Source organism: Nonomuraea sp. 3N208 (assembly GCF_052245935.1).
In the GTDB taxonomy this organism is placed as follows: Bacteria; Actinomycetota; Actinomycetes; order Streptosporangiales; family Streptosporangiaceae; genus Nonomuraea.
This window is the reverse complement of record NZ_JBQQBR010000072.1, coordinates 1-16,404: the sequence shown is the minus strand read 5'-3', so window position 1 is coordinate 16,404 and position 16,404 is coordinate 1. Positions and strand designations below refer to the sequence as shown.

General features: G+C 68.4%; 16 protein-coding genes and 1 pseudogene. 10 read left to right on the top strand and 7 right to left on the bottom strand.

Going from position 1 to position 16,404, the window contains the following annotated elements:
• Positions 1-29: 29 nt before the first annotated feature.
• From ACTWPT_RS56130 to ACTWPT_RS56120, 3 genes are all read right to left on the bottom strand, one after another.
• Positions 30-617, bottom strand: coding sequence for a rhodanese-like domain-containing protein (locus ACTWPT_RS56130; protein ID WP_443185753.1), 588 nt, complete (start codon positions 615-617; stop codon positions 30-32).
• On the bottom strand, positions 614-2,020 hold the full coding sequence (locus tag ACTWPT_RS56125) for an MBL fold metallo-hydrolase (RefSeq protein ID WP_443185752.1): 1,407 nt from the start codon (positions 2,018-2,020) through the stop codon (positions 614-616). The genes ACTWPT_RS56130 and ACTWPT_RS56125 overlap by 4 nt, the downstream gene beginning before the upstream one ends.
• A 102-nt stretch (positions 2,021-2,122) precedes the next feature.
• Positions 2,123-2,386: a metal-sensitive transcriptional regulator gene (locus tag ACTWPT_RS56120; protein WP_443185779.1), complete on the bottom strand. Its 264-nt coding sequence runs from the start codon at positions 2,384-2,386 to the stop codon at positions 2,123-2,125.
• A gap of 318 nt (positions 2,387-2,704) precedes the next feature.
• Here ACTWPT_RS56120 and ACTWPT_RS56115 point away from each other — a divergent pair, with 318 nt between their 5' ends.
• Both ACTWPT_RS56115 and ACTWPT_RS56110 read left to right on the top strand, forming a co-directional pair.
• The gene (locus ACTWPT_RS56115; RefSeq protein WP_443185751.1) at positions 2,705-3,142 is read left to right on the top strand and encodes a hypothetical protein; all 438 of its coding nucleotides are present in this window, start codon (positions 2,705-2,707) and stop codon (positions 3,140-3,142) included.
• A 357-nt stretch (positions 3,143-3,499) separates the two neighbouring features.
• Complete coding sequence (locus ACTWPT_RS56110) at positions 3,500-4,258, top strand: MFS transporter (protein ID WP_443185778.1); 759 nt, start codon at positions 3,500-3,502, stop codon at positions 4,256-4,258.
• Here ACTWPT_RS56110 and ACTWPT_RS56105 read toward each other — a convergent pair.
• Complete coding sequence (locus ACTWPT_RS56105; protein ID WP_443185750.1) at positions 4,246-5,169, bottom strand: hypothetical protein; 924 nt, start codon at positions 5,167-5,169, stop codon at positions 4,246-4,248. The two genes, ACTWPT_RS56110 and ACTWPT_RS56105, sit on opposite strands and share 13 nt — an antisense overlap.
• A gap of 427 nt (positions 5,170-5,596) precedes the next feature.
• Here ACTWPT_RS56105 and ACTWPT_RS56100 point away from each other — a divergent pair, with 427 nt between their 5' ends.
• The 5 genes from ACTWPT_RS56100 to ACTWPT_RS56080 all read left to right on the top strand — a co-directional run bounded on the left by ACTWPT_RS56100 (position 5,597) and on the right by ACTWPT_RS56080 (position 11,723).
• Positions 5,597-7,219: an ABC transporter substrate-binding protein gene (locus ACTWPT_RS56100; protein WP_443185749.1), complete on the top strand. Its 1,623-nt coding sequence runs from the start codon at positions 5,597-5,599 to the stop codon at positions 7,217-7,219.
• On the top strand, positions 7,216-8,187 hold the full coding sequence (locus ACTWPT_RS56095; protein ID WP_443185748.1) for an ABC transporter permease: 972 nt from the start codon (positions 7,216-7,218) through the stop codon (positions 8,185-8,187). Before ACTWPT_RS56100 ends, ACTWPT_RS56095 begins: the two co-directional genes overlap by 4 nt.
• On the top strand, positions 8,184-9,035 hold the full coding sequence (locus ACTWPT_RS56090) for an ABC transporter permease (protein ID WP_443185747.1): 852 nt from the start codon (positions 8,184-8,186) through the stop codon (positions 9,033-9,035). Before ACTWPT_RS56095 ends, ACTWPT_RS56090 begins: the two co-directional genes overlap by 4 nt.
• Positions 9,032-10,729 carry an oligopeptide/dipeptide ABC transporter ATP-binding protein gene (locus tag ACTWPT_RS56085; RefSeq protein WP_443185746.1) on the top strand — a complete coding sequence of 566 codons (1,698 nt, stop codon included), beginning with the start codon at positions 9,032-9,034 and terminating at the stop codon, positions 10,727-10,729. The genes ACTWPT_RS56090 and ACTWPT_RS56085 overlap by 4 nt, the downstream gene beginning before the upstream one ends.
• Positions 10,730-10,967: 238 nt before the next feature.
• Positions 10,968-11,723, top strand: coding sequence for a (2Fe-2S)-binding protein (locus ACTWPT_RS56080; protein ID WP_443185745.1), 756 nt, complete (start codon positions 10,968-10,970; stop codon positions 11,721-11,723).
• A 92-nt stretch (positions 11,724-11,815) separates the two neighbouring features.
• On the opposite strand, the gene ACTWPT_RS56075 is transcribed toward ACTWPT_RS56080, so the two are convergent.
• Together ACTWPT_RS56075 and ACTWPT_RS56070 are read right to left on the bottom strand one after the other, a co-directional pair.
• Complete coding sequence (locus ACTWPT_RS56075; RefSeq protein ID WP_443185744.1) at positions 11,816-12,409, bottom strand: DUF305 domain-containing protein; 594 nt, start codon at positions 12,407-12,409, stop codon at positions 11,816-11,818.
• Positions 12,410-13,116: 707 nt separating this feature from the next.
• Positions 13,117-13,326 carry a heavy-metal-associated domain-containing protein gene (locus ACTWPT_RS56070; RefSeq protein WP_443185743.1) on the bottom strand — a complete coding sequence of 70 codons (210 nt, stop codon included), beginning with the start codon at positions 13,324-13,326 and terminating at the stop codon, positions 13,117-13,119.
• Positions 13,327-13,734: 408 nt separating this feature from the next.
• On the opposite strand from ACTWPT_RS56070, the gene ACTWPT_RS56065 reads away from it, so the two are divergent.
• Genes ACTWPT_RS56065 through ACTWPT_RS56055 form a run of 3 tightly spaced genes read left to right on the top strand, consistent with a single transcriptional unit; the run spans position 13,735 to position 15,982 of the window.
• Positions 13,735-14,109, top strand: coding sequence for a BlaI/MecI/CopY family transcriptional regulator (locus ACTWPT_RS56065; protein ID WP_443185742.1), 375 nt, complete (start codon positions 13,735-13,737; stop codon positions 14,107-14,109).
• The gene (locus ACTWPT_RS56060; protein ID WP_443185741.1) at positions 14,106-15,056 is read left to right on the top strand and encodes a M56 family metallopeptidase; all 951 of its coding nucleotides are present in this window, start codon (positions 14,106-14,108) and stop codon (positions 15,054-15,056) included. Before ACTWPT_RS56065 ends, ACTWPT_RS56060 begins: the two co-directional genes overlap by 4 nt.
• A gap of 44 nt (positions 15,057-15,100) precedes the next feature.
• Positions 15,101-15,982 carry a F510_1955 family glycosylhydrolase gene (locus ACTWPT_RS56055; RefSeq protein ID WP_443185740.1) on the top strand — a complete coding sequence of 294 codons (882 nt, stop codon included), beginning with the start codon at positions 15,101-15,103 and terminating at the stop codon, positions 15,980-15,982.
• A 198-nt stretch (positions 15,983-16,180) separates the two neighbouring features.
• Here ACTWPT_RS56055 and ACTWPT_RS56050 read toward each other — a convergent pair.
• Positions 16,181-16,404 (bottom strand): annotated as a pseudogene (locus tag ACTWPT_RS56050) (hypothetical protein); the annotation flags it as partial.

The window sequence follows — 16,404 nt, the reverse complement described above, 5'->3', positions numbered from 1 at the left end:
AACACGTCAGGCGTGTACATCGGAGGCGTTCACCTGCCCGCGGCCAAGGCCTCAAGCACGGTGTCGAGGTCGGTGCGCGGCCCGCGGTTGTAGGGCAGTTTGGCCAGGGCCATGCCCATGGCGCAGGTGCCCGACAGGGCCGCGAAGGTCAGCCCGCCACCGATCGTTCCGGCGACCCACTTGGCTCGTGGGGTGACCGTACTGATCAGGATCGAACCGAGCACGATGGAGCCGGCGACCAGGCGGACCTGCCGTTCCAGGTCCCAGCGTGGACGGCCGACGGTGACCGGGGCGTCGGTGGCCTGCCAAGCGGTGATCCCGCCCTTGAGGACGCGCAGGCCGGGCAGGCCTGCGCCGGCAAGGTCCTGTTCGGCCTGGGCGGCACGCTGGCCGGAGCGGCAGATGAGAACCGCCCCCTCGTCCAGATGTGCACGCAGCCTGGCGCGGTGCTCGCGCAGCAGGTCCAGTGGCACGTTGCAGGAGCCGGGGACGTGGGCGGTCTCGAACTCACCGGGGGTGCGCACGTCGATCAGCTGGGGCGGGTTGCCGGAGTCCAGGAGGTGCCGGAGGGCGGCGACGTCCAGGGTGGCGGGGGTCGCCGGGGTGGCGGCGGTCATGCGGTCTCACTCTCGGGGGTCGTGATGGTCAGGCCGGCACCGGCGGCGTCGGCGTACGCGTCGTCGATGTGGACCACCCGGCGCCCGGCGCGCCGCAGCAGGCTGGTGGCCGCGGCGGCCCGGTATCCGGATCCGCAGTGCACCCACACCGTCCCATCGGGCACCTCGGCCAGACGGGCGGGCAGGTCGGGCAGGGGGATGTGGGCCGCGCCCTCGATGTGCCCCTCCTGCCACTCGCCTGTCATACGCACGTCCAGCACGACGTCGGGGGCGGGAAGCCCGGGTGGTGGGTGTCCGGCGCATGCGGCGGCCAGGTCGGCGAACGTGGCGACGGTCAGCCCGGCCAGCCGCGTCTCGTCGCCGCCGGCCCACTCTTCCGGGCCGCCGGTCGCGGCGGCGGCCGGCCGGTCGATGCCGACGCGCGCCAGCTCCCTCTGGGCGGCGGCCACCTGCTGTGGACTGTCGCCCAGCAGCGTGATAGGCGCGTCCCACGGCGCCAGCCAGGCCAGCCAGGTGGACATCGGCCCGTCCAGGCCGAAGCTCAACGTGCCCGCCAGGTGCCGCTGGGCGAACGCCTTACGCGAGCGCAGATCCACCACCCATTCGCCGGCGGCGATCCGCGCCCGCAACTGTCCAGCGTCGGCAACCTGCACCGGGGTCAGATCGATCAGGTCCGCGCCGGTGCTGTTGCGTGCGCCCATGTGGGCGTAGTAGGCGGGGAAGGCGTCCAGCCCGGCCAGCGTCTCGGCGACGAAGTCGTCGGCCTCCAGCCGCAGCGCGGCATTCACCTGCTTCTCGCGGCCGATGGTGGAGGCCGGGGCGTCGGACTGCGTCGCCGAGCAGAAGCTACCGAAGCCGTGCGTGGGCCAGATCTGCGCGCCGTCCGGCAGCAGGTCGGCCAGGCGGCGCACCGACGCGTGCTGGCGGTGGGCCAGGGTCCGGGCGTGCTGGGCGCCGAGCAGGTCGGTGCGACCCGTGGTGCCGAACAGCAGCGACCCTCCGGTGAAGACCCCTTCGGGCCCGCCGGCTCCGGACAGGACGTACGACAGGTGGTGGAAGGTGTGGCCCGGGGTGGCCACCGCACGGATGCGCATCGCCTCGGACAGGGCGAGCTCGTCGCCGTCGGCGACCGGCAGCCGGTCGAACGCGACGGCGTCGGCTGCGGCGACCAGGTACCTCGCGCCGGTCACCTTCGCCAGGGCCAGGCCTCCGGAGACGTAGTCGTTGTGCAAGTGGGTCTCGGCCACGTGCGTGATCCGCACGCCGAGCCGTCCGGCCAGGGTCAGGATCCGGTCGACGTCACGCTGCGGGTCCACCACCAGCGCGACCTGCCCGTCGTGGGCCAGGTAGCTGCGGTCGCCCAGTGAGGAGGTCTCCACCACCTCGACGTGGATCGTGGTCATCGTGCTGCCGCCTTCGCGTCGTCGTCATCACTACTTGAATGCCCGCAAAATACCCCGGGGGGTATCAGCTCGTCAAAAGAATGTGCAGGTCAAAGGCGCTCTTCAGGACAGGGCGAGGAACAACTTCTCCAGCCGCTCGGGGCTGATCGGCGGCGTCTCGCCCCGCTCGCGCGCCACCTGGCACTGCTGCAGGCCGGTCGATATGATCTTGAATCCAGCCCGGTCCAGGGCCTTGGACACCGCCGCCAGCTGGGTCAGCACCCGCTCGCAGTCGTCGCCGTTCTCGATCATCGCGATCACCCCGCCCAGCTGGCCCTGGGCCCGCTTGAGCCGGGTGAGCGCATCGGCCAGAACCGTCGCGTCCATCTGCACCTTCTCCACCTCCGCATCACAGAATACCCCCCAGGGTATCCCACCTTCAGCGTGAGGCGTGCCCCGCGCTCACACACATCCGGCTCGCGCACGCCGGACCCGTCCCGCACGAGCCCGAATGGCACAGCGATCAACAAAAGGATGCTACGTAGCTTCTCGTGTGGGGAGTCGATTTTCCCCGCGCGATGGATTCGGCCGCCTGTTAACCGACGCATTTTGCGGACTGCGGCCGCGCGCATCCAGAATCCTCTTTGCTGGAATGTTTGCTTTTGCTGGTCGCGTCCTGCCACGTGATGGGCATTATGGCCAGTGATGCTCGCGATCTCATCAGCCCACGCTTCTCGACTCGCCGCCTTCACAGCCGCCGGTCGGCTACTCGTGTGTGCGGGACTCACACTGGCGATACTCATCACCGTGGTGTTCGCCCATGGCGGCGCCTGCGCGGCGGTGGAACTGGCCGAGCAGGCCGCCCATGAGGTCGGCACCGCGCACATTGAACCGACCGCGGCGTCGCCGGCCTCGCACGACGAGACATGCCTGCATCGTGGCCTGCCGGCGGGTCATCAGCATGGCACCGAACCGGACTGCTCAGCCGCCCTCGGTCCGGCGAGCGGGCCATCTCCCGTGATCGCATCCATGGCCCTGCACCCTGCCCTGGCACAGTGCGTCAAGGAACCATCGACATCTTCGATGGACACGACGCCCCCGATCAGCGCCGAACAGGAAAATCTCTGCGTGCTGCGCATATAGGACATCGACGGTTTTCATCGTCGTCATTCCGCACGCTTCGCGGCCATTACGTCGTGCCGCGATATGCGCCATTCGCTTCGGGGATTTCATCAATGTCATCGCAAGTTACTTTCGCGCGCCCGCAGAACATGCTCACGACCGGATATTCGTCGCTTTCCCTCGCGGTCGGCAATACGCCGTTGGCGTTCGTTTCCGAACCGTTCGTACCGGGAGGAGGCGGATTCTGGGCCAAACTCGAAGGCTTCAACCCGGGCGGGATCAAGGACCGTCCAGCCCTGCACATGATCCGCCAGGCACGAATCAGAGGAGACCTCATGCCCGGCGCGACGATCGTCGAGTCGACCAGCGGCACCCTGCCTGACCGCAGCGGCCGTCTTCGCCGTGCTGGCCATCCTGCAGGGCCTCTGCCTCCCGTCCCGGCCAAGGGCGGCGGCCGGGACGGATCGACCCGTATCGGGAGACTGGCGCGAGGCGTTCGGGGATCGCGCCTTCATCTCCTTCGCCGCAGCGATGATCGCCTCCTACGCCCTGTCGTTCCAGATGTACCTCGCCCTGCCTTTGCAGGTGCAGCGGGTGGGAGGCGGCGAGGCGGGGGTGATGAGCCTGTACGTCACCCCCGCGCTGCTCGGCATCGCCGGCCAGGTACGCCTGACCGCCTGGTGCGCACGTCGCTGGAGCCGCGGCCAGGCGATCAGCCGCGGCCTGGCGCTGATGGGAATCGCTTTCCTGCCACCGGCCGCCGCAGCGCACCTGCTGCTACCCACGCTGTGGGCGATACTGCCCGTGATCGCCTGCACCATCCTGCTCACCACCGGCATGCTGATCGCCTTTCCCTTCGAAATGGCCACGATCGCCGACATGGCGGGAAACCGACTGATCGGCACCTACTACGGGATGTACAACCTGCTGTCCGGCATAGGCATCCTGGCCGGCAATCTCCTGGCCGGCGCCATGGTGGACCTCAGCCATATCTGGGACCTGGCGAGCCTGCCATGGCTGGTAATGGCCGTCGCCGGACTCGCCTCCGCAGCCGCTGTCGGACGCCTGGACCGTCGCGGCCGCCTCGTCCCCGCCCTGTCCGGCCAGCGGTGTCCTTCGTCTGATCAGTCCACCTGAGGGAAGGGCACCGGCTCGGGGACGCCGTTGTCCTTCAACGCGGTGATGGTCTCCTCCAAGGCGTGGACGTGCGACTCCAGGCTGACGGCCTCGGAGTTGCCCGGACGGGCCCGGAGGGCCAGCTCGACAACGTTCTGGTGATGGTGTCCCGACGCCGCAGGCCCCGTCCATGGAGGGTCGAAAGACCACGGAACCGGTCCGGTCACCCCGTTGGCCCGCATCCAGTCGTCGATGCGGGCGTCGACCCAGCCGTGCAGCTTCCAGAAGATCGGGTTGACGTGGCTGGAGTAGGGGTCGGCGAGCCAGTCATAGCTCGGCACGTCCCATCGCGGGTGGACGTCGAACGCCGAGCCGCCCGGCCGGTATCTGGGCAACTCGGCCGCCCAGCGCAGATGGAGCCTGTTGTGGATGAAGAACTCTATGAAGGCGCCCAGCCGCCCGAGCGTGATTCCCCCCAACACCGCTGGATCGGTGACCTGGGCTTCCCTCTCGCGCAGCCGGTCGAGCGCTTCCGCGCTCTTGGCCTGCCGTATGTTCTCGGCCAGGTTGTCGTTCCCGGGGACAGTGAACGGCGGCGGCACGGGAAAGTCTTCGTCGTCGGCGGCCGGGATGGCCGCCCATCCCACGATCCGAGGATGCTGCGGGTCCGACACGGCGAGGATCTCGTTCACGGTGCGGATCATCTCGCGGTGCATGTACAGGAAGTCCTCGCCAGATCCGTTGTTGAACTCGGGCTGCCCGCTCGCCGTCAGGGATGGGCGCGGCGGCTCCCACCCGCGATCACGATAGATCTTCCGCTCGGCTTCAGTGCGCGTTGCCCAGCCGTCGCGGGCGGCGTGCCAGAGGGCATGGTGCATGCGCACCGCTCGGGCGGCCATGGCTTCGATCAAGGGTTGGGGAAATGCAGCCATCTTATCCTCCTTCGTGCCTACCCGGAGGCTAAGGAGAGCCGGCCCAAAGGGGATGAGTATGCCCTACTCAATGGAGCGCGCCGATGACCGGAGCCTCACGACAGACGACCGGTGCACTTCGTGGACGTGCCCGACCCGACCTGCCCATCACGCCCGACAAGCTGATCTACGGCGATCGATAGTATCGATTGTTTCGGTCTTGTTACGGACGGTCGGCTCGCGACGCCCATGCGACTGATCCAGGGACGTATGGATCGGATATGAGCAGCTCAACGGCATGCTCGCCATCGCGGCCGAGCCGTGTCACCGAATTACGGAGTTTACATATTGGGCACTTGTATCTACGGAAAACCTCTATAGAGTCGCATGAAACACCGCTCCCTCCACAGGGGTGCGGTCTCGACCTCTTATACCCCCGGGAGGTTCCGTGTACCGGCAATCCAGAATGTTCATCGCGATCGCCGCCGCGCTCTGGTTAGCTCTGGCCGGATGCGGCGCAGGTACCGAACCTCCACGAAGCGGCCAGACCGCCGCGGCCGCCAAGAGCGTCACCATCGCCATCTCGTCTGACGAGGGCACTCTGACGCCGTTCACCAACCAGACCGGCTACCCGGGCAACAACCTGGTGAAGCTGATCTTCGACACGCTGGTCGTCGTCCAGGGCGACGGGGTCGTGCCGCTGCTGGCCAAGCAGATCCAGACCACCGACAACAAGGTCTTCACGATGCCGCTCAGGCCGGGCGTGACGTGGCACGACGGCAGGCCGCTAACCGCCGACGACGTGGTGTTCAGCGTCGAGTTCTACAAAAAGCACATGGAGGGCGACTCCTCGATCGACGTCCGGCCGGTAGAGAACGTGACGGCGAGCGGGGACACCGTGACCCTGACGCTGAAGGCACCGGATCCCGAGTTCCCACGGCGCATCCTGGCCGACATGGCGATCCTGCCCAAGCACGTGTGGTCGTCGGTGGAGAAGGTGAGCGAGGCCGGGACGGACAAGGCGATCGGCACCGGCCCGTACAAGCTGACGCAGTACGACAACGCCCGCGGCTACACGCTGACCGGCAACGCCTCCTACGCCATGGGCAAGCCGAAGGTCGAGACCGTCAAAGTGGTGGTCATACCGGAGGAATCCACGCAGTTCGCCGCCCTGCGCACGGGCGAGGTGCACCTGTCCACCCGCATCGTGCCGCCACAGCAGCTTCAAGCGCTGGAGAGGCAGCCGAACATCGGCGTCGTCAAGGGCACCGAGTTCGCCTCCACACTGCTCGCCTTCAACACCACCAGGGCGCCGTTCGACAAGCCCGAGGTCCGGCGGGCCCTGGCCAAGGCGATCGACGTGGCCGACCTGGTGAAGACCTCGCTGCTGGGTCAGGGCACGCCCGGCAATCCCGGCTTCATCCACACGGACTCCCCCATCGCGCCGGATCAGCTTGCCTCCGTCTACGACGCCGAGGCGGCCAAGCGCGAGCTCGACGCGCTGGGTGCCAAGCCGGGTGCCGACGGGATCCGGGTGCTGGACGGCAAGCCGATGTCGTACGAGCTGCTGGTCCAGAGCACCTCCACCGACCGGCTGCGTAGCGCCGAGCTGATCCGCGACATGCTCAAGGCGGTGGGCGTGGCCGTGAAGGTGAGCTCGCTCGATCCCGATTCGCTGGATGCGAAGGTGTGGCCCGACTACGACGTCAGTAAAGGCCGCAACTACGACATGTCCATGTGGGGCTGGTCAGCGCCGGTCATGCTGAGCAGCGGCACCATCGCCCAGCTCGTGGCCTCTGACCCGGAGGACGGGTCGCTGAACATCGTTGGGTTCAAGAACGACGAGGTGGACGCGACCGTCAAGACTCTGACCTCGGCCCCGACCATGGAAGCCAGGACCGCGGCGGCCAAGCAGCTCCAGACGCAGATCGCTGAGCAGATGCCGTTCCTGACGCTGTACTACCGCAACGGCGCCTACGCCTTCCGCAAGGACATCTACAGCGGCTGGACCTGGCAGAACGGCTCGGCCGTGCTCAACAAGTTCTCCCTCGTCGACTTCAAACTCCAATGAGCTGGCGATACGCGACGAGCCGGCTGGCCGAGTACGCCGCCGTGCTCGCGGTGGCGCTCACGCTGAACTTCGCGCTCCCCCGGGCCCTGCCCGGGGGCCCGCTGAAGCTGTTCGGCAGCCCGGAGGCGCTGGCCAGGCTCACCGCGGACGAGCGGGCCCAGATCGCTGCCCAGTACGGCTTCGGCAAGCCCTTGCCCGAGCAGTTCCTGGACTACCTCGGCGGGATCCTCACCCTCGACCTCGGCACGTCACTGTCCGACGGGCGGCCGGTCACCGAGGCGCTCGGCGAGGCGCTGCCCTGGACGCTGCTACTCGTCGGGACCAGCATCGTGGCCACCGCGCTGGCAGGGGTCACGCTCGGCGTGCTCGGCGCCCTGCGCCGTCGGCAGGGCAAGGGTTCGGGCCTGCTCGGCACGGCCATCGTGCTCGACTCGCTCCCGCAGTTCTGGCTGGGCATGCTGCTCATCGTTCTGTTCGGCGTGCAGCTCCAGGTGCTACCGACCTTCGGCGTCTCGGGCGTCGAGGGCGTGACGGTCTCCGGTGTGCTGGTGCACCTGATCCTTCCGGTGAGCACCATGACGGTGACCGGGATGGGCTACCTCTTCCTCTACACGCGTTCGTCGCTGCTGACGGTGCTGACCAGCGAGCCGGTCCAGCACGCGCACGCTCGCGGGGTGCCGTACGGGAGGCTGGTGCGCCGGCACGCCCTGCGGCCCGCGCTCCTGCCGGTTCACACGATCCTCATGATGGAGATCGGCTTCCTCGCGGCGGGCTCGATCGTGGTGGAGACCGTCTTCGCCTATCCCGGGCTGGGCCGCCTGACCTTCGACGCGATCGCGGCTCGCGACTATCCGCTGATGCAGGGCGCGTTCCTGGTGCTGACGCTGCTGGTGGTGCTGATGAACGCGGTGGCCGACGCCACGTACCCGCTGCTCGATCCCCGTGCCAGAACCGGAGGTGGCCGATGATGCTCCTGCGCGCGCCCCGCCGTGATCTCCTGGGCACCCAGGGCCTCGTCGGCGCCGGGATCCTCGCCGTCGTCGTCGGCGTCGCCCTGTACGGCATCGTGCTCCCTGACGACGCCGGTCGGGCCAGGGTCGCCGACCCCTATGCCCCTCCACGAGCGGGGCTGCCGCTGGGAGCCGACGATCTCGGCAGAAACCTGCTCGACCAGCTCATCGTCGGCGCCGGCACCTCGCTGAGCCTGGCCTTCATCGTCGCCGCGTGCACCACCCTGCTCGCCGCGCTGGTCGGGGGCGCCGCCGGGATCGGGCCTCGCTGGTTGTCGGCCACGTTGATGCGCGGCACCGACGTCATGCTGGTGCTGCCGGAGCTGATCCTCTACATCCTCGCGGCGGCCTTCCTCGGCCAGTCCTTCGGCATGCGCGTGGCAATCCTGGCGCTGATCCTGTGGCCTGTCCCGGCGCGGGTGCTGCGTGCCGGGGTCCTGACCGCGTGGTCACGCGGCCATCTGGAGGTGGCGCGGTCGATGGGGGCGCCGCGCTGGTGGCTGCTCCTGCGGCACGGCTCCTACCTGATCGGCCCCCTGCTCATCCCGGTCTTCGTCCGTACGGCGATGCGCGCTGTCCTCTACGACGCCACGCTGTCCTTCCTCGGGCTGGGCGACCCGACCGCGCCGAGCTGGGGCACCACGCTCTTCTGGGTCCAGACCAACGGCGTGTTCCTGTCGGAGGCGTGGCTCTGGTGGGCCCTCCCGCCGGGCGCCGCGATCACCCTCACCGTGCTCGCCCTCGCCCTCATCGGCATCGCCGTCGAGGAACGCCTCAACCCCGCGCTCAAGGAGGCCACCCGATGACGCTGTCGCTACGCGACCTCACGGTCGGCTATGGCGGCTCGCCCGCGGTGGACGGGATCAGCCTGGACGTCGGGGAGAGCGAGATCGTGGCGCTCGTGGGCGAGAGCGGCTGCGGCAAGACCTCGCTGGCCCGCGCACTGCTCGGGCTGCTCCCCCGCACCGCCACCGTCACCGGCTCCGCGATGCTGGAACAGGACGAGCTGGCCGGTCGTACCGACTGGAAGAACGTGCGCGGCCGCCGGATCGCGATCGTGCCGCAGGGAGCGATGACCGGCCTCAGCCCCGTGCACAGGGTCGGCGCGCAGCTCACCGAGATGCTCACCCTGCACGGCGGCCGGTCCGAGCCCGCCGAGCTGCTCGAACGCGTCGGACTCCAGCCAGGCATGCTGCGCTGTTTTCCCCACGAGCTGTCCGGCGGGCAACGCCAGCGCGTCGCGATCGCGCTGGCGCTGGCGGGTGAGCCCCGGCTGCTGGTCGCCGACGAGCCGACGACCGGGCTCGACGCGATCAGCCAGCGGCGGATCCTGGCGCTGCTCGCCGGTCTCGGCACCAGCATGCTCGTGGTCTCGCACGACCTCGCCGGGCTGATGCCGTACGCCGACCGGGTCGCGGTCATGTACGCCGGACGCCTCGCCGAGGTCCGTCCCGCCCGCGCGCTGGCCGCCGAGCACGCCCATCCGTACACCGCCGGCCTGCTCGGCGCCACGCCCGTCGCGGACCGGAAGGTGCCGTGGGGCAGCATCCCCGGCGCCGCGCCCGCGCTGGACCTGCTGCCGAGCGGATGCAGGTTCGCACCGCGGTGCCCGCTCGCCACTGACCTGTGCACGCAGGAAACACCACCGCTTCGCTCGTACGACGGGGTGCAGGTGGCCTGCCATCACCACGGCGAGCCGAAGTACCCGGTGGTGCCACGAGGCGATCATGCCCGAGGAGCTCCGACCGCACGTGTGTCCGGTGTCCGGCATGTCTACCGCGCCCGATCGAGGACCGTCGAAGCGCTGCGTGACGTGGACCTCGACATCCACGCCGGCGAGATCGTCGGGCTGGTCGGCGAGAGCGGCTCAGGAAAGAGCACCCTGGCAAGGATCATCCTCGGTCTGCTCCGCCCGGCGGCCGGGCGAGTCGAGATCTCCGGCCAGGAGCTCACCGCGCTGCGAGGCCGGAACCTGCGCCGCCTCCAGCGGCGGATCGGATTCATCCACCAGGACCCCTACGACGCACTCCATCCAGGCATGCGGGTCGCGGCCCTGGTCGCCGAACCCCTGACATTGGCCGGAACGCCCCGCAAGCAACGAGAAGACCGGGTACGCGAGGCGATGTCCGCGGCCGGCCTACCCGTGAGGCCCGAGTTCCTCCAGCGCTTCCCCGGTCAGCTGTCGGGCGGGCAGCGGCAACGCGTGTCCATCGCCCGGGCGCTCGCGGTCGATCCCCTGCTGCTGGTGGCGGACGAGGCCACCTCGATGCTGGACGTCTCCACCCGCGCCGGCATCGCCACCACGCTCCGTACCCTTGCCACCGACCGAGCCCTGGCCGTCCTGTTCGTCACCCACGACCTGGGCGAGGCGGTGCAGTCATGCGACAGGATCGTGGTCCTGCGCAATGGCACGGTCGTGGAGCACGGACCGTGCGCGGACATCGCCAGCGCTCCTGCCCACCCCTACACCGCCCAGCTACTCGAAGCAGCCCGAAGCTAGTCATGGATGTCGAGACGTCCGTTGCCCGGTTCCGCTACCACAGGCGGGAACTCGGACATACGAGCACCACGCAATCGGACGACCATGTTGCGCCTGGTCGTCCTCGTCTCCGGTTCGCCGACCGTCTTGCTACGGCCGAGACCCACGTCCTTCCTGACTGCGGGCACTCGTTGCACGACGACTGCCCCGATCAGACATACCGCTGGTTGATCCCCTTCCTACTAGGAGGACGGCAAGAGTGACAGACGTCTTCGAACGGCTGGAATCCTTCGGCGACCGTTTCAGGCTCCATCGCGGGCTCACCGCGGAAGGGGACTGGATCGCTTGCGAGCGGCTCCTGGATCCCTGCTCCGATGAGCTGGGTCAAGTACTCGACGCCGAGCGCCGGGCCAGCGGCCAGGTCTCCGACCACGCGACCGCGCTGACCGTGATCGCTGTGTACGCGGGCACCGTGACCGCGGCGGCCGTGCTCGCGTGGGCGGTGGAGGGCGTGGTGGTGGACATGCGCCCGGGAAATGTCGCCATCCGGCTCTCTCCGCATCATGGTTTCGAGGCCGTTGGTCTGCGCGATCCCAAGGTGTCGGACGCGCCCGTGGAGACCCTGGTCGAATGCGTTCTGGACAAGCATCTGCTGCCCCTCGCAGAGGCCATGCGCGTCCGCACGCGAGCCGGCCTCCGGCAGCTGTACGGCGGCGTGGCCCACGGCTGCGCCGCGGCTTTCTGCATCGCGAGCCGGCGCGGAGGAGACGTCGACCAGTTGCAGAAGTCCTACGAGACCTTCCTGGCCGCTGCCACCGGCGGTTTGGACCGCCTGGGCACCGTCGTCCGGCTCAAGGAGGGCGATCGGGAGGGACTGTTCTACCTGCGGAACACCTGCTGCCTCTACTACACCTCCGCCGAGCAGGTGAAGTGCTCGAGCTGCTGCCTGGACTCCGTCGAGGATCGCGTCACCAACTACCGGCGGGTGCTGGCCGACGGCGTCGTCCCGCACTGACGATCAAGATCCGCATACGCCGTCGTGTGGTCACCTGAGACATGAGACTGCCCGGGCGCTTGTCGCGCACAAGCGCCCGGGCAGGTCCTTGATCAGAGCCGGTCGAGGATCTTCTGCAGCTGCTCCACTTCAGCCTGCTGCGTGGTCTCGATGGTCTTGGCCAGCTCCTTGGCCTCCGGGTTGGAGCCGTCGGCCTGCTCGGTGCGGGCCATCTCGATCGCGCCCTTGTGATGGGCGATCATCTGCTCGACGAACAGCTTGTCGAACTCCTTGCCCTTGGCCGCCTCGAGCTTCTTCATCTGATCCGCGGACATCATGCCCGGCATGCCATGCCCCATGTGCCCTTCAGGGTCCGACTCGGGCTTGCCCCACGCGGTCAGCCAGCCCCTCATGGTCTGGATCTCCGGATCCTGCGCCGCCTTGATCTTGGCTGCGAGCTCCTTGACCTCCGGGTCGCTCGCGCGCGTCGCGGCCAGGTCGGCCATGTCGACCGCCTGCTCGTGATGCGGGATCATCATCTGCGCGAAGATGACGTCCGCGTCGTTGAAGGCAGCCGACGGCGAAGCGCTGGCGGTGGTGGCGGCAGGGGCGCTGCTGCTCATCTGCTGGTGCCCGGTCATGGATTCACCGTCGCCGCCACAGGCGGCGAGCAGGGCGAGCGCACCCGCGGCAATGGTGATGGACATCGTGCGGTTGATACGCATGGTTGCTTTGGTCTCTCGGTTCGTGTCGGAACTGTCGGCCTGGTCGCGGACAGCCTCGGAGCCCGTCCGCGTGATGGTCGGCCTATGTGCGCGACACCGAGAGACATGCCAGGCGCGAGGAGGTGGACCTGGGAGGGGGCCGGGCGACCCGCCGTAGAGGCGTCGGCGACCACCCCTGGTCAACGGTTCGACGCCATGTCCTGACCAAGGAGGCGAGCGCCAGAACGAGGATGAGTGAGGTCAGCACGGCCACGCATACGCTCGTCGGATCGAACCCGATCAGGGCGGGCGCGAAGACCAGAAGACCCCCAGAAGCCACCGGCTCCGGCGCCATGGTCATGGCGTGTGCGCTAGCCGGGGAGCCGCCGTGCCGGCCGTCGAGATGTCCCAGCGTGTGCATGCCGCACACACCCAAGGCGAGAACGACCAGCAGAACGCCGCGCACGACCCGCAACGCGAGACGTCGCCGCACCACTCCCACCGGCCCTCCCTTGATGATCGGAACTTCCCGGGATCCATCAGTTTACTAACGAACCTCGTAGCGCTCTGTCGTGTGGAGGTACGGCACGCGACAGACATCCGTTCACCAAGATGCAAAAACGCCATGACGGGCACTGCCCACCGCATCGCGACGAGCTACTACGGAAGCCCGGAGGCGGTTGTGGCCACCACCTCCGGGCCATCCTTGTTCAGACGGCGGCCACCTCGTAGCCAGCCTCTTCGACGGCGTCGCGAACAAGAGCCTCGTCGATGGGCTCATTGCCCGTCACCGTCACCTTGCCGGTGGCCAGGTCGACGTCGACATCCGTGACACCGGCTATCTTGCCGACCTCGGACTTCACGCTGCCGACGCAGTGGCCGCAGGTCATGCCCTTGACGGTGTAGGTGGCGCTGCTCATGACGGCTCCCTCTCGAATCCCAATACCCCTCATAGGTATACACCGCTTGGACCATACGCCAGAAATACCACCCATACAACCCGTACCCCCTAGGGGTATATGAGATTCATTCACCTCGAACATATACCCCCACTACGTATTGCCCTGCCCATGGTACTGAACGCAATCGCAGTCGTCGGAGCGTGGCTGGCAGGATTTCGCGCCGTGCAGGCACTGCGACGCGAAGGTTTCGACGGCCCGCATCCAGACCGCCGGGCTGCCGCACCTAGCCGACACCAGCCAGATCGTCGCTGGGTCGCCCGAGGAGAGCCGGTCGCCGGCGATCGCCTGAACGCCCTTCCGTGACCTCATGGCGCGCCTACGATCGCCGGTAGCATTGATGAGATCGCAGGCGGAAGGGGCTGTCAGATGGTGCGTGGCCTGGGAGAGCTCGAGTCCACGATCATGGACTACATGTGGGCGACCAAAGCGCCCGCCTCCGTGCGGGATGTCCTGGAGCATCTCCTCAAGGATCGGACTCTCGCCTACACGACCGTGATGACCGTGATGGACAAGCTCCACACCAAGGGCCTGCTCAGACGCCGGCCGGTCCGCCGGGCCTACATCTACGAGGCCGTCTCGTCGAAGGAGGCCTACACCGCCGACGTGATGCGGGCATCCCTGGCCAGCAGCGGCAACCAGGCGGCCACGCTCGTGCACTTCCTCGAACGCCTCACCCCCGACGAGGCGAGCGCCTTGGAGGCCGCTCTCCAGGTATATCCGCCGAAGGGACGCGCCTCATGACCGTGGCGGCTCTTCTGGCCCTGTACGCCGCTGTCGCGGCCCTGGTGCTGCCGAGGCGTCTGAAGCGTGCGGTGTGGACCGATCGGGCGCCCAGATTGGCGATCACCATATGGCAGGCGGCAAGCGCTTCGGTGGTCGTCTCGCTGCTGCTGGCGGTGTTCGCCATGGCGGTGCCCGCATCGGTGGTGGGGCACGGTCTGGCCTGGCTGTTCGAGGCGTGCGCTGTGCTCCTGACCGACGAAGCGTCTCTGAGCACGACAAGCACCCGGGTGAGCCTGGTCGTCGGCGGACTTGTCCTGGCGCGGCTGGCCTACACGGGAGGAGCGGTCCTGCTGGGCGCCCGGCGGGACCGGCGGCGCCATGCTGAAGCACTGGTCCTGCTCGGGCGGCGCGACGTCGACCTCGACGCTGTGGTGGTCGACTACGAGGAGCGAATGGCGTATTGCCTGCCAGGCAGGAACGGGCACGCCGTCATAACGAGCGGGGCGTTGCAGTCATTGGCTCCCGAGCAGGTCGCCGCGGTGCTCGCGCACGAGCAAGCGCACCTGCGCGGACGTCACCATCTGGTGCTCGCCGCCGCCGAGACGCTGAGTCGAGCGTTTCCGCGTGTTCCGCTGTTCGAACAGGCCAGGGTGGAGGTCGCGCGGCTGGTCGAGTTGCTGGCCGACGACGTGGCGGCCCGCCGCCACCCGCGCATCCACATCGCCGCCGCCCTCGTCCGGCTGGCTACGGGGCGGGTGCCCGCGTTCGCGCTGGGCGCCGGCGGTGAGACGGCGCTGACCCGCGTGCGCCGCATGCTACATCCCCAAGCACCGCTTGATCGGCGGGAACGCCTGACCGGATTCCTCGCGGTGACGGTGCTGTTGGCAGGCCCCGCGATCGTGGCCGCGGTCCCGGGTGTGAGCGCGTTCCTCGCCCACCACTGCCATTCCTTTCTCACACTCTGATCTTTCTACGATCAGCCATAGTAGCTCCCTGTAGACTTGCGCCCATGGAGCATGTGGACGGACGGCTGCGCGCAGCCGTCGTAGCAGCCGTGCTGGGGTCGGTCCTGACCGCCTGCGGGCAGGCCGCACCGCAGCATGACGGTGCAGGCGAGCCTGGCCTTGGTGTAGGTCATGTCCACGGCGTCGACATCGATCCGGCCGACGGTTCCCTCTATGTGGCGGGGCACTACGGCCTGTTCAAGGTCACTTCCCCGACGACCATCGCGCGCGTCGCCGACCGGGATCAGGACCACATGGGGTTCACGATCATCGGCCCCAGGACCTTCCTGGCCAGCGGGCACCCCTCCGCGGAAGACGTCTCACCACAGCTCCCGCCGCACCTGGGCCTCATCCGATCGACGGACTCGGGCGCCACCTGGACGACGGTCTCGGCGGGCGGCTCGGCCGACTTCCACTCCATCCAGCCCGCCGGTGACACCCTCTACGCCTTCGACAGCCAGACCTCGAAGATCTGGCGCAGCTTCGACGGCGGAGCCACCTGGACCCAGGGCACCGAAGAGAAGGTCATCGACCTGGGCGCGGCAGCCGACCTGCCGTCGCGGGTCTTCGCCACGACTCCGGACGGCCTCAAGGTCAGCGAAGACGGCGGGATGAACTTCACCGATGTGGCGAAGGCCCCGCTTCTCAGCCATGTCGACGTGTCGGCCGATTGGCTCCTCGTGGGCGCCGGAGCCGACGGCCAAATCCACGCCAGCCAGGACGGAGGCGAGACGTGGACCGCCACAGGCAAGCTGCCCGGCCAGGCCGTCACGTTCACGGCCGTGGACCCGCAACGGCTGCTGGCCGCCATGGAGGACGGGACGATCCTGGAATCCAAGGACGGCGGCAAGACCTTCACCACCGCCTACGCCGCCGGAACCGGCTAATCCGCTACGGTCCGATGCCTGCCGCTCGTCCTCCGATGCCGCCTGCCGCGGACCGTTGGGCTGATTGGCTCGCCCTCGCGCGCCTGACGATCAGCACCGCACCGAGCAGCGCGGCCATGGCGCACTGCCCACCCAGCCGCAGAAGAGCCGAAATGACGGATGGCTCCGAGCACGCTGCCCGGAGCCATCCGATGGTTGTCAATTGAATCGGCGTAGCCGGAGGCTGTTGCTCACCACGAACACGCTGGAGAACGCCATCGCCGCCCCCGCGATCATCGGGTTGAGCAGGCCGAGGGCGGCCAGCGGCAGGGCGGCCACGTTGTAGGCGAAGGCCCAGAACAGGTTGCCCTTGATCGTGGCCAGTGTCCTGCGCGACAGCCGGATGGCGTCGGCGGCCACCCGCAGGTCGCCTCTGACCAGGG